The 12,450-nt window shown below is 55.9% G+C and carries 13 protein-coding genes; 6 read left to right on the forward strand and 7 right to left on the reverse strand.

Features of this window, described 5'->3' with window-relative positions; all coding sequences use genetic code 11:
- Positions 1 to 43: 43 nt before the first annotated feature.
- Genes thiI through E3E37_RS08670 form a run of 3 tightly spaced genes read right to left on the reverse strand, consistent with a single transcriptional unit; the run spans position 44 to position 2,167 of the window.
- A complete protein-coding gene (thiI, locus tag E3E37_RS08660) occupies positions 44 to 1,186 on the reverse strand; it encodes a tRNA uracil 4-sulfurtransferase ThiI (protein WP_167716637.1) in 1,143 nt (380 codons plus the stop codon).
- 4 nt (positions 1,187 to 1,190) lie between these two features.
- Positions 1,191 to 1,517 carry a hypothetical protein gene (locus tag E3E37_RS08665; protein ID WP_167716639.1) on the reverse strand — a complete coding sequence of 109 codons (327 nt, stop codon included), beginning with the start codon at positions 1,515 to 1,517 and terminating at the stop codon, positions 1,191 to 1,193.
- A gap of 41 nt (positions 1,518 to 1,558) precedes the next feature.
- A complete protein-coding gene (locus E3E37_RS08670) occupies positions 1,559 to 2,167 on the reverse strand; it encodes a nitroreductase family protein (RefSeq protein WP_167716640.1) in 609 nt (202 codons plus the stop codon).
- A 95-nt stretch (positions 2,168 to 2,262) separates the two neighbouring features.
- On the opposite strand from E3E37_RS08670, the gene E3E37_RS08675 reads away from it, so the two are divergent.
- Positions 2,263 to 2,976, forward strand: a complete 714-nt coding sequence (locus E3E37_RS08675; protein WP_167716642.1) for an aspartate/glutamate racemase family protein — start codon at positions 2,263 to 2,265, stop codon at positions 2,974 to 2,976.
- An 89-nt stretch (positions 2,977 to 3,065) separates the two neighbouring features.
- Positions 3,066 to 4,445: an ADP-specific phosphofructokinase gene (gene pfkC / locus E3E37_RS08680; RefSeq protein WP_206204079.1), complete on the forward strand. Its 1,380-nt coding sequence runs from the start codon at positions 3,066 to 3,068 to the stop codon at positions 4,443 to 4,445.
- A gap of 29 nt (positions 4,446 to 4,474) precedes the next feature.
- Here the strand turns inward: pfkC and xerA are convergent, their stop codons facing one another.
- Positions 4,475 to 5,317 carry a site-specific tyrosine recombinase/integron integrase gene (xerA, locus tag E3E37_RS08685; protein WP_167716644.1) on the reverse strand — a complete coding sequence of 281 codons (843 nt, stop codon included), beginning with the start codon at positions 5,315 to 5,317 and terminating at the stop codon, positions 4,475 to 4,477.
- A 1-nt stretch (position 5,318) separates the two neighbouring features.
- Positions 5,319 to 6,212 carry a toprim domain-containing protein gene (locus E3E37_RS08690; protein WP_167716646.1) on the reverse strand — a complete coding sequence of 298 codons (894 nt, stop codon included), beginning with the start codon at positions 6,210 to 6,212 and terminating at the stop codon, positions 5,319 to 5,321.
- Between the two features lie 98 nt (positions 6,213 to 6,310).
- Between E3E37_RS08690 and E3E37_RS08695 the strand changes: the two genes are divergently transcribed.
- On the forward strand, positions 6,311 to 7,549 hold the full coding sequence (locus tag E3E37_RS08695; RefSeq protein WP_167716648.1) for a glycosyltransferase family 2 protein: 1,239 nt from the start codon (positions 6,311 to 6,313) through the stop codon (positions 7,547 to 7,549).
- Here E3E37_RS08695 and sfsA read toward each other — a convergent pair.
- The gene (gene sfsA / locus E3E37_RS08700; protein ID WP_167716650.1) at positions 7,546 to 8,253 is read right to left on the reverse strand and encodes a DNA/RNA nuclease SfsA; all 708 of its coding nucleotides are present in this window, start codon (positions 8,251 to 8,253) and stop codon (positions 7,546 to 7,548) included. The genes E3E37_RS08695 and sfsA overlap by 4 nt on opposite strands.
- 67 nt (positions 8,254 to 8,320) lie before the next feature.
- Between sfsA and E3E37_RS08705 the strand changes: the two genes are divergently transcribed.
- Together E3E37_RS08705 and E3E37_RS08710 are read left to right on the forward strand one after the other, a co-directional pair.
- The gene (locus E3E37_RS08705; protein WP_167716652.1) at positions 8,321 to 8,917 is read left to right on the forward strand and encodes a hypothetical protein; all 597 of its coding nucleotides are present in this window, start codon (positions 8,321 to 8,323) and stop codon (positions 8,915 to 8,917) included.
- A gap of 63 nt (positions 8,918 to 8,980) precedes the next feature.
- Positions 8,981 to 10,027: a M42 family metallopeptidase gene (locus tag E3E37_RS08710; protein ID WP_167716653.1), complete on the forward strand. Its 1,047-nt coding sequence runs from the start codon at positions 8,981 to 8,983 to the stop codon at positions 10,025 to 10,027.
- On the opposite strand, the gene E3E37_RS11560 is transcribed toward E3E37_RS08710, so the two are convergent.
- A complete protein-coding gene (locus E3E37_RS11560) occupies positions 9,990 to 10,385 on the reverse strand; it encodes a hypothetical protein (RefSeq protein ID WP_206204080.1) in 396 nt (131 codons plus the stop codon). The two genes, E3E37_RS08710 and E3E37_RS11560, sit on opposite strands and share 38 nt — an antisense overlap.
- Before the next feature lie 40 nt (positions 10,386 to 10,425).
- Here E3E37_RS11560 and E3E37_RS08720 point away from each other — a divergent pair, with 40 nt between their 5' ends.
- Entirely contained in the window at positions 10,426 to 12,354 is a 1,929-nt protein-coding gene (locus tag E3E37_RS08720; RefSeq protein WP_240921960.1) for a helicase C-terminal domain-containing protein, read from the forward strand.
- Positions 12,355 to 12,450 lie beyond the last annotated feature (96 nt).

Consider the following 12,450-nt stretch of genomic DNA (forward strand, 5'->3'; position numbering starts at 1 on the left):
TTTCACCTCCATTGAAGACTTAACTTTTCATATATTTAACCTTTCAGCACTGCCTTTTCTGCGGCTCCTCCCCAAAGACCGCCCGGTAGAGCTTCCTGAACTCCTCCCACGAGCCCCTGATAACCGGATGCCTCGGTATGAACTGAATCTCGTCCTCTGGCAGGGTTGAGAGCTCGAAGGTTCCTATCTCCTTCGCTATCCTGACGATTTCTTCCTTGTCAAGGCCAACGAGCGGGCGGTAAATCGGCAAATCGCTCGCCTGGCTGACGATGTACATGTTCTCAAGGGTCTGTGAAGCCACCTGGCCGAGAGAATCGCCCATGACGATGCCCTTGGCCCCAAACTCCTTCGCTATTTTGTCGGCGTGCCTGACCATCATGAACTTGCAGAAGACGCAGGTGTACTTCTCCTTTCCAAGCTCGCGAAGCTTTTCGAGTATTCTCTCACGTTCTTCGGGCTTGATCACCACAAGTTCGCCCTTTCCTCCATAGTGGTACTTCTTGAGCTGATTCCATATTCTCCGGACCTTTTCGAGGGTCTTTTCGCCCATGTATATGTGGACGGGAATAACCTCAACGCCGCGCTTCATCATGAGGAAAGCGGCAACCGGCGAATCTATACCGCCGCTAAGCAGTGCCACCACCTTGCCCTGCGTCCCTATCGGCAGTCCTCCCCAGGCCTTAACCTTGTCCACGAAGACGTACGCTTTGCCCTCCATCAGCTCGACGCCGACCTCGATGTCGTAGTGGTGAAGGTTTACCTCGCTTTCCTCGTTCTCCAGGATGTATTCGCCCACCCTGGCCTGAACCTCGGGACTCTTGAGCGGGAACTCCTTGGTTATACGCCTCGCAGTGACGCGGAATTTTGGCTTCTCAAGACCCAGCTCGCGCTTCTTCCTCCTGAAGAGCTTGAGGGCAGTTCTGTTGATTTTCCCCATCTCCGCCTCTATCTCCATCGCCGGTGAGAGGGATACTATTCCAAAAACCCTCCGGAGTACTTCAACTGCCTCCTTTGCCCTGTTCGTCTTCACCAGAACCCTCCCGTGCTTCGCCTCGACCTTCTTGAACTCTATTCCTTCGCTCACCAGAGCCTCCCGTATGTTGTTCATGAGTATGTTCTCGAACCATCTCCTTGTCTGCCTCGATTTGGTTCCAATCTCACCGTACCTGACTATGACGACGTTCATGCTCTCACCCCAGTGCGTGCGGGAACTTGATGACTATCTCCACGTACTTCTGGATGACGACGTAGAGGACCACCGAAATTAGGTAGGATGACAGCAGAATCAGCTCGTTCATCTCGAATATATGGGCGGCTATGGCCTTTGCCCTCGGCGTGGCGTCAACGATGGCACGCATGTATTTCCTTTTGAGCCAGTGGTTGATCTGGATGGCCAGAATGAGCAGGAGAACCCCGACTAGCCCCCACATCTTGCCCAGGGCCAGCATCAGGAAGAGCGTCGAGGCCACTATTATCCAGCCGCCGATGACTCCGAGCAGTATCACGAACTCTATCATCCTTCCACCAGTTTGAGTTGAGGGGGAGGGAATAAAAACGTTTAGATGAAGAGCAGCACATCGTCGAGGGCCTTTCTCCTTCTTCTCGGTTTGACTTCCATCCTGGGGTAGCCCACCGGAATGAGGCCAACGAGGTAGTGGTTTTCATCGAGGCCCGCCAGCTCGCGAACTTCCTCCTCTATCCCCGGAAAATTCGTAACGCCGATGTAGACCGTTCCGAGGCCCAGCTCAACCGCCTTGAGCATGAGGTTCTGGATGGCCATCGCGGCGCTCTCAACGCTCCAGATGAATTCAAGCTCATCGAAGTCCTCCCCAGGGAGGAACCGAACGCGCCTGTCAATGAAGACCGCCACGTAGGCCGGCGCACGGTACATCCCCTGCACGTACATTCGCTTTCTGAGCTTCTCTATCTTCTCCTCCGCCAGGTTCACCGCGCGGTAGTACCTTATCATGCCCTCGGCTATGAGGCTGTACAGCTTCTCCCTCACGCCTTTGCTCCTGAAAACCACGAACTTCCAGTTTTCAAGGCCGCTTGCGGTTGGTGCCCTCACAGCAGCCTCGATAAGTGCCCTCACATGCTCATCGGGAACGTCCTCCTCCTCAAAGTACCGCACGGAAGCCCTTCCGAATATCGCATCATCGAGCTTCACACTACCACCGGTATATCCTCCTCGCCGGCCTTAATCAGCCTTTCCAAAACCAAAGGTTTAAGAGAATTCCAGCGTAACACCGCAGAGGTGAAAGCATGTACGGATGGAGAGGCAGGCTCGGGCTTATTGTACCCTCATCAAACACCACAATGGAGATGGAGCTTCACGGCGCCCTTCCCGATGGGGTTTCGCTCCACACCGCGAGGGTTCCGCTGAAGAACGTCACCGAGGAAGAGCTCGTCAAAATGAACACCCTCGCCGTCGAGGCGGCAAGACTTCTGCGCGACGCCGGCGTGGAGATGATTCTTTACGGCTGCACCAGCGGCTCGTTCATTGGCGGGAAAGACTACGAGAAGGAGCTTGAGTCAAAGATAGAGGAGGAGGTAAACGTTCCGGTGGTCAGCACCAGCACCGCCGTTGTCGAGGCCCTCAGGATACTCGATGCGAGGGACATACTCGTGATAACCCCCTACACCGACGAGATAAACCAGCGGGAAAGGGAGTTCCTTGAGGCCAACGAGTTCAACGTGCTCGACATAAGGGGGCTTGGAATAGAGGACAACACCCAGATTGGGAAACTCGAACCCCACGAGGCCTACCGCCTTGCAAAGGCGAGTTTCATGGACGAGGCCGACGCGGTCTTCATCAGCTGCACTAACATGAGAACCTTCGAGATAATCGAGCCCCTTGAGGAAGACCTCGGTATCCCGGTAGTTACGAGCAACCAAGCATCGCTGTGGCTGGCACTCAGAGAGATGGACATCATGGAAAGAATCCCCTGGCTTGGAAGGCTCTTCACCGAGTTCTGAGCCTTTAACATTTTTCTGCCAATTTCTTCCGAAATCCTTTTAAGAATTCACCCGCATTCTCTAAGGATTAATCACTGAGGGTGATACAAATGGGGCTCCTCGACGATGCCAGGGAACTTTCGATATACACCGCCTACAACACGAACGTCGATGCGATAACCTTCCTGGACGAGGAGACGGTGCAGGGCCTGATAGACGAGTTCGGGGCCGAGGCTGTAAGGAAAAGGATGGACGAGTACCCAAGGGAGATAAACGAGCCCCTCGACTTCGTTGCTAGGCTTGTTCACGCCCTCAAGACCGGAAAGCCGATGGCGGTGCCGCTGGTGAACGAGGAGCTCCACACGTGGTTTGACTCCCACTTCAAATACGACATCGAGAGGATGGGTGGCCAGGCTGGAATAATAGCAAACCTCCTGGCCAGCCTAGATTTCAGGAGGGTGATAGTCTACACCCCCCACCTCGCGAGGAAGCAGGCCGAGATGTTCGTGGACAGGCCGAACCTCCTCTATCCGGTGGTTGAGGACGGGAGGCTGACCTTCAGGCACCCGCGCGAGGCCTACCGCGAGAATGACCCGATAAAGGTGAACCGCATTTTCGAGTTCCGCGCCGGGACGACATTTAAGCTGGGAAGCGAGACTGTAAGGGTTCCCTTCTCGGGCAGGTTCATAGTCTCAGCAAGGTTTGAGAGCATAAGGATATACACCGAACCCGAATTAAAGCCGTTCCTGCCGGAAATAGGCCTTCAGGTTGACGGGGCTATCCTTTCAGGCTACCAGGGGATAAAGCTCCGCTATTCGGACGGCAAGGATGCGAACCACTACCTCAGGGAGGCGAAGAGGGACATACTCCTGCTCAAGCGGGAGAAGGACGTTAAGGTTCACCTGGAGTTTGCCTCGATACAGAACCGCGAGCTTAGGAAGAAGGTCATCTACAACCTCTTCCCCCTGGTTGACAGCGTTGGCATGGACGAGGCCGAGATAGCCCACGTCCTCAACGCCCTCGGCTACTCCAAGCTCGCCGACCGGATATTCACATACAACCGCATAGAGGACACCGTCCTAGGCGGAAAAATCCTCGTGGACGAGATGAACCTCGAGGTGCTCCAGATACACACGATTTACTACATCATGTATATAACCCACGCGGACAACCCGCTCAGTGAAGGGGAGCTGAGGAGCAGTCTTGAGCTCGCAACTACCCTGGCAGCGGCGAGGGCATCCCTCGGGGACATAACTAGCCCGGAGGACTTCAAGGTCGGCATGAAAGTCCCGTACAACGAGTACGGTGAGTTCGTGAAGCTCCGCTTCGAGGAGGCGAAGAGGCGCTTGAGAACCAGGGAGTACAAGGTCGTCATAATCCCGACGAGACTCGTCAGAAATCCCGTTTCAACGGTCGGTCTGGGCGATACCATCTCCGCCGGGGCCTTCACGAGCTACCTGGCGATGCTGAGGAAGAAGGGGAAGCTATGAATAGTCGATTTTTAGCACTGCACTGTTCTTTATTCCATCAGCCCCTCTATCAGCCGAGCCTTTTCCTGGGCCTTTCTCAGATGCTCGACGGTGACCTTCGTGTATATCTGTGTCGTTGAGAGGTTCGAATGGCCGAGAAGCTCCTGAATGGCCCTTATGTCAACGCCGTTTTCGAGCATGTGGGTGGCAAAGCTGTGGCGGAGCATGTGCGGTGTGACTTTGATCCCAGCCCTCTCACCGTATTTCCTGAGGAGGTACCACACGGTGTTCGGAGTAATCCTGTCCTTCTTTTCGCGCCTGTCTTCGACGATGAGATATTCACTGTCGTCATTGCGTCCCTCAAGGTAAGACTTAATCTCTCCAAGGAGGAATGCTGGGATTGGAACGACCCTGTCTTTGGCGCCCTTTCCTCCGCGGACGACTATGAGCGAGCGCTCAAAGTCGACATCGCCCTTCTTGAGGTTGCAGAGCTCGCTGACGCGAAGACCGGCACCGTAGAGGAGAAGAAATATCAACCTATCGCGCTTCCTCGTTGGGGGAATGACGGAGAGGAGCTTCCTGACCTCCTCCCTCGTCAGGGCCTTCGGAAGGCTCCGTGGGACCTTTGGAGGCTTGAGCTTTTCGGCCTCCTCCTCATAGCCCTCAAAGCGGAAGTAGGAGCGGAGGGCCTGGACGACGAGGTTTAGACTCTTGTTGGAGTAGCCCTGACGTCTGAGCTTTGCGAGAAAACGGAGAGCGGAGCGCGCGTTTGGTTTTCCGCCCCACTCCAGGTATCGTCCCACATAGTAGGAGTACATCCTAATCGTGTTCGGACTCTTGCCCTCCAGATCGAGGTATGTCTCGTACTCCTCAAGCGTCTCTTTAAGTTCCATATCACAGCCCCTTCAGGAGTCCCTCGATGTCGTCGGGCTTCACCTCTGCGTCCTCAACGACCCCCGGCCCCTCGGGTGGCTTCGGTGGCCTGGGTGGCTCCTCCGTAGGTGGTTTGGGAACTTCCCCGGACTCCTCCCTGATGGAAAGGCTGAGGTAAACCGTCCTGAGAAGCTCGTCCACGAGTCCCTTATCCTCGGCAAAGATGTAGCCCTGGCCGACTATTACTCGTCCTGCCAGACCGAGCTTCTCAACGGCTTTTCCTATGTAAGCCTCGTCGGGAACCGGTTCGGCGGGGAAGAGGGACTTCCAGGCCTCCTCAATGCGGTATATGTTCTTGGCGCTCTCAAGCAGAGCCTTTAGACCCTCATTCTCCTCCTTGAGCCTCGTGTTCTCCTCCCTCAGCTCCTCAAGGGCCTTTGTGGTCGCCTCGTACTCCTCGCGGAGTTTCCTGTACTCCTCAGCAAGGCCATCGTAGCGTCCCTTGAGGTCAAGGAGCTGGTTCCTCAGAGCCATGTATTCGGGGAGTATCTGGAGGCTCTTGAGACCTGCCCTTACGAGGGTGTTCTTAAGCTCCTTCCTCACCAGCTCGACATCAACGTGCTCCAGGTCGTGGCCGAGGGGAAGCTTCATTCTTTCAACGTGCCCGACCATTTCGCCCAGCTCGCTGAAAAGCCTCTCGGCGAGATCCCTTCCAACCCTATCCGCGTCGGTCGCGATGATTAAAAGATCCGCTCCAGCGGCGGCACTCTTTGCTATCTCGACATTAGTCGTTGGGATTATTGAGGAGATCGTTATGTTGTATTCACTTCCAAGTGCAAGACCCTGAAGGGCTTTGCTTACCACCTCAACATCGCTCGCGCCTTCAACCAGAATTCTAACATCGACTATGGCCATTTATATCACCTAATCCTCTCTTTCCCTCTGGGTTTAAAACGCTTCCGCGTTAGGGCAGGCTTATAAGGAGCAAACGACATAAAACTAAAGGGGGTAACATGGAGCCCTTAACTCGTGCCCTAGACATCGTGGTATCCATCCTCCACCTCATCTGGGTGTTTTCGGCCGCAGTTATCTACCCGGTGTTTTTCTACTACATAGCTCTGACGATGGCGGGTTTGAGGTACAACTCGAGGTTCAAGCAACCCGTGATCCCGGACGAGCTTCCCTTTGTCACCATCCTCATCCCGGCGAGAAACGAGGCGGTGGTGATAAGGGACACGCTCCTGGCGATGGCAAACCTCGACTATCCCAAGGACAAACTGGAGGTTCTCCTGCTCGACGACGGTTCCACGGACGAGACAGTGAGGATAGCGGAGGAGGTGGCGAGGGAGCATCCCTTCATCAGGGTGGTTCGCGTTGAGGGCGGTGGAAGGGGAAAGAGCTACGTCCTGAACTACGGCCTTAAACTGGCAAAGGGAGAGGTTATAGCGGTCTACGACGCCGACAACAGGCCGGAGCCGGGGGCGCTCAAGGGCCTTGTGGCGATGCTGAGCGACGAGACGCCTGCAGTAACCGGAAAAGTCCGGACGATAAACTGGAACAGGAACATACTCACACGGTTCATATGCATGGAGTACCTGTACTTCCAGCTGGCCGGCCAGAGCGGAAAGAGCAAGCTGTACGGGACGGCAGTACTTCCCGGAACGAACTTCGTAATCAGGAGGGGCCTGCTCGAGGAGCTCGGAGGATGGGACGAAGAGGCGCTCGCCGAGGACCTGGAGATGTCCTTCAGGATAATGGCGCTGGGCAAGAGGATAGCCTACAACCCACTCGTGGTCACCTGGGAGCAGGAGCCCGAGAGCTGGCGCGTGTGGTTCAGGCAGAGAACCCGCTGGGCGGCTGGAAACGTCTACACCGTGAGGGAGCACATAAAGAGGTTCCGCGAGATCCCCGGCTGGGGCCTGCGCTTTGACCTGCTCCTCACGCTGATGGTGTACTACCTCCTGGCGATAGCGGTCATAGTGGCGGACGTGGCCTTTGTGGCACTTCTGATGACCTTCGGAAACGTCACGTGGTTCACGGGGCTTATTCTGAGCTTTGTGTACCTTTCGTTCCTGCTGGAGATTTTCGCAGGCCTCTACGACGGGAAGATAAGGAGCATCGGCTGCTGGCTCCTCGCACCGCTCATGTACTACACATACTCTCAGATATGGATATTAATCTCCCTCGCTGGCCTGTGGGAGGCGAGAAAGGCCAAGAAGGTGTGGTACAAGACGCCGAGAACCGCGGTTTAGAGCTCCACCCTAAGAACAGGTCTCTCTAGGATCACCTCGCCGGTGGGAAGGAGGGACAGGCTGAGCGCCCGGATTTCAACGCCCGCCTTGTTGGCCTCCCTTAGGAGCTTCGCTATCTCCGGATCGCCTTTGACGTACGGCTTGAACTTCTCTACGCCAGGCATCGCTCCGATAAAGAAGATCATCGCGTTTTTCCCTGCCTTTGCAAGCTCGATCAGCTCCCTGACGTGCTTCTGGCCCCTGACGCTTGGACAGTCGGGGTACATCGCGTACTCTCCCCTCTCTCCACCCCGAAGAACGGCGCTCTTCATCTCGGCGTATATCTCCCCCTCCGGGCAGTCGAAGAGGTAGTCGAGGCGCGAGTTGCCGACGCAGACTTCCTTCCTTTTTATTGAGCAGTCCCTCAGCCAGGGGATAAGGTTGAGCTCAACGGCCCTCTCGAAGGCCTTCGCCTGAGTCCTCGTGTCTATTACCGCGCCTTTTCCGCCCAGGTCTTCAAAAGCGAGCAGAACGAAATCGGTCTTGCCCCCTCTCTTCGGGAGACAGAAGGCCCTCTTTCCCAGAATCATGAATTCCTCCAAGCGACCGGTGTTGGTTACGAGGGCCTTCTTCATCTCCCCATTGACCTCGACCAGCGCCACGAAGCGGTTGAGCCTCTTGAGGAAGACGCAGGGAACGACGTTCAGGTTCAGCAAAACTTGCATAGTGAACCCCACCTTTCTTCAGAGAGATATCTTTTAACGGTAGCGCTCCACTTAATACGGTGGGAACATGCTCCCAGAGGACTTCATCAGATACGCGTTTGAGGAGAGGGTCGAGGGCATAAAGCGCCTGCTGGACGGAAAGTTCGGGCCAGAGGTTCTGATAAGCTTCACGCGCCACAATGCGGCGATAATCACCTGTGGGCCGGCGGGGGTCAACGGTTCCATCAAGGGCGTTGGCTTCATCCACAGGAAGGAGCTGCTCGAAGAAACAATTGAAAAGATGTGGGAAGAGCTCAGGAGGCCGTACAGCCCAATGGAAGCCGGGAAGTTTCTGCTGGAGGAAATCTACGTGAGGGAGAAGATAGACTTCACCAAGCTGGTTTCCCTCGAACTGGCCAAGAAGCACACGTGGACTAACCTGAGGGAGGGGAAAAAGGAAGCTACGGTGCTTTTCTTCACCCCTCCGAGCACCTCCTACGAGGTGAGGTGCGAGGTCGAGATACACGAGTCCGGCCCGGTGTGGGAGTACACCAACGCCCTCCACGACATCTTTCATAGGCCGAAAAAGCCGAGGGACTGGAGCAGAACTCCTGCGTACCTCTTCAAAATCCGGGAGATATACGACAACGGCGAGGATAAGATGGGGGTCAGGATATACCCCTGAACCTAAAGCCTTAAATATGGATTTCCCTACATTTAGACGGAAATCTGAACGGAGGCGGTCTCTATGGTGGACTTTGAACTGCTCAAGAGGATTATAGAGGCGCCGGGCGTTTCCGGCTACGAGTTTCTCGGGGTTAAGGACGTGGTTATCGAGGCCTTCAAACCCTACGTCGACGAGATTAAGGTTGACAAGCTCGGCAACGTCATAGCCCACAAGGAGGGCAAGGGCCCGAAGGTCATGCTCGCCGGCCACATGGACCAGATCGGCCTGATGGTGACCCACATCGAGAAGAACGGCTTCCTCCGCGTCGCCCCCGTTGGAGGAGTAGACCCGAGGACGCTGATAGCCCAGCGCTTCAAGGTCTGGGTTGGGCCGAACGAGTTCATCTACGGCGTTGGTGGAAGCGTTCCGCCCCACATCCAGAAACCGGAGCAGAGGAACAAGGCCCCGACCTGGGACCAGGTCTTCATTGACATCGGAGCGGAGAGCAAAGAGGAAGCCGAGGAGATGGGGGTTAAGATAGGCACCGTCATCACCTGGGACGGAAGGCTTGAGAGGCTCGGCAAGCACCGCTTAGTCAGCATCGCCCACGATGACAGGATAGCAGTTTACACCCTCGTTGAGGCCGCGAGACAATTGAGCGAGACCGATGCGGATGTTTACTTCGTCGCCACCGTCCAGGAGGAGGTCGGTCTCCGCGGTGCAAAGGTTTCGGCCTTTGGCATAGACCCCGACTACGGCTTCGCCCTCGACGTAACCATAGCGGCCGATGTTCCCGGAACGCCGGAGCACAAGCAGATAACTCAGCTCGGGAAGGGCGTCGCGATCAAGATAATGGACCGCTCGGTAATTTGTCACCCGACGATAGTGAGGTGGATGGAGGAGCTGGCGAAGAAGCACGAGATACCCTACCAATGGGATATCCTCACCGGCGGAGGAACCGACGCAGGAGCGATACACCTCAACAAAGCCGGCGTCCCGAGCGGCGGGATAAGCATTCCGGCAAGATACATCCACTCCAACACCGAAGTTGTGGACGAGCGCGACGTCGATGCAGCGGTCAGGCTGACCGTCAAGGTTCTTGAGGAGATTCCGGGGCTGAAGCTCTGACCCCTTCCTGTTCTTCCCTTTCAGAGTCGTCCGCAGTTTCACCGCCATTCTCGGTTTCGTTTGAGTCCGAATCGGGGAGGTTCTCTTCCCTGAGGGCAACGGGCAGAACCGATTTCAGGGGCACCTTCTTTCTTCCCTCAAGTTCGCGCTCGAATCTGGTCCATTCATACCAGAAGAACAGCGCCGCAACAACGATTCCAGCCACCAAGAAGGGCAGTTTTGAGGGGAGCGGCAACCCCCTGTGCCAGCTGTGGAGCAGGTAATTCTGATAGAAGAACAGGTACGCGAGCCACGCTATTACAACGGCCTCAATGGAGTATTCAATTAGTCTCTGCTCCTTCTCGTCCACACCCTTCACCTGGGGAAAAGTTAAAAGCGAGCCGTTAAAACTCTTTCCCATGAGTGATGCCGGCGAAGGGTTCGAGTACTTTCCCTACGAGGAGCTAAGGCCTCACCAGAGGGAATTCATAGACCTCGTTGCGGAGGCTGTTAAAAACGGGGAGAACGCCATAATAGAGGCTCCAACGGGATTCGGAAAGACCGTGAGCGTTCTGGCGGGAATCCTCCCCCATGCCAAGGAAATGGGCTACAAGGTTCTCTACCTGGCCAGAACCCACAGGCAGATGGACAGGGTTATAGAGGAGTTGAAGGCGATAAACCGGAAGAGCCCCGTTTCCGGCGTAGAGTTACGGAGCAGGAAAGACCTGTGCCTTCATACGTACCTCACCCAGTTCACGAGCGATGCATACACCGCCATGGTCGTCTGCAAGAACCTGAAGAAGCTTGGAAAATGCGAGTTCTACGAGAACGAGAAGAAGAAAAAGACCGAGTTCGACGAGCTGGTGAAGTTCTTCCTGGGTGAGCCGAGTCATCCGGCGGAGATTCTAAACCATGCGGAAACCCTGGAGCTTTGTCCCTACGACCTAACGAGAAGGGTGGCCGAGAAGGCCGACGTTATAGTTGCCAGCTACCTGTACCTCCTCAGCCCCTCGATAAGGGAGAACTTCATGAGCTCGCTCGACGTTGACTACTCCGACCTGATAGTCGTCTTTGACGAGGCCCACAACCTGCCGGATCAGGCCATCTCGGCCCTAAGCGACAAGATAAGCATACACACGGTTAACAGGGCCATAAAGGAGGCAGACGAGTACAACGAGCACGAGATAGCCAACTTTCTCAGCATCTTTGGCAGGGGACTGGAGATACTCTATGACGAAAAGCTCAAGGACAGGGACGTTCAGGAAACCCCGATTCAGCCGGAGCTCGTCTTCGCCCACGTCGTTGACATCCTGAGCCTCGACACCAGAAGGCTCGTCAGGATACTGAACGACATGGTAGCCGTTGGCGACGCCATAAGGGAGGACAGGATAGAGAAGGGAAAGCCCCCACGCTCCTACATCGGCCGCGTTGGGGAGTTCCTGCTCTTCTGGCTCTCACTCATAGGACGGGAGGACTACCTCTTCCTCATGAGCAGGGATAAAGGCCTGAGCCTTGAGCTGGTCGCCCTGGATCCCTCGAAAGCCCTGAGCTTCATCAAAAACGTCCAGAGCACGGTGTTCATGTCGGGGACCCTGACCCCGATGGAGGCCTTTCGCGATGTCATGGGTATCGAGAAAGCCAAGCTGAAGAAGTTCCCGAGGATGGTAAAGCGCGAGAACGCACAGGTTCTGGTTGCCAAGGACGTCTCGACCCGCGGCGATGAGCGCTCCCTCCAAGTTTACAGGCGCATGGTAGAGTACATCGTCGATGCTGTCAGGCTGATACCGAAGAACGTCGGCGTCTTTACGGCTTCCTACGAGGTTCTCCAGGGGCTTCTCTCGGCGAACCTGCAGGTTCGTCTTGAGGAGACCGGAAAGGCTATATTCATTGAGAAGCAGGGGGCCAGCTCGGCGGAGAACGACGCGATGGTGGCGAGCTTCAAGGCCCACGCAAAGGGCAACGGCGCGGTTCTGCTCGGTGTAATGGGCGGCAGGAACAGCGAGGGGCAGGACTACAGCGGTGACGAGATGAACGGGGTTATACTCGTTGGAATCCCTTACGCGAGGCCAACTCCAAGGGTTCAGGCCCAGATAAGGTACTTCGAGCGGAAGTTCCCCGGAAAGGGGCGCTACTACGGCTACTATCTGCCCGCCCACAGGAAGCTCGTCCAGGCCGCCGGGAGGGTGCATCGCTCGGCCGAGGAGAAGGGCAGCATAGTGGTTCTCGACTACCGCCTGCTGTGGAACTCCATCAAGAAGGACCTTCCCGACTGGATGCGTGAGAGTATAAGGCCCGTGGACCGCGCGAGAATGAGGCTGTACCTGAGACGGTTCTGGGAAGCGCGCTGAGAAAAGCGATTCCCTATCCAGCGTTCTTCGAAACCACCGGAAGGACAACCTTGGGTATAAACTCCCTCCACAGACCTCCAGAGAGGAGAATTCAAA

The sequence above is a fragment of the Thermococcus sp. ES12 genome, assembly GCF_012027515.1.
GTDB classification, from domain to species: Archaea; Methanobacteriota_B; Thermococci; order Thermococcales; family Thermococcaceae; genus Thermococcus; species Thermococcus barossii.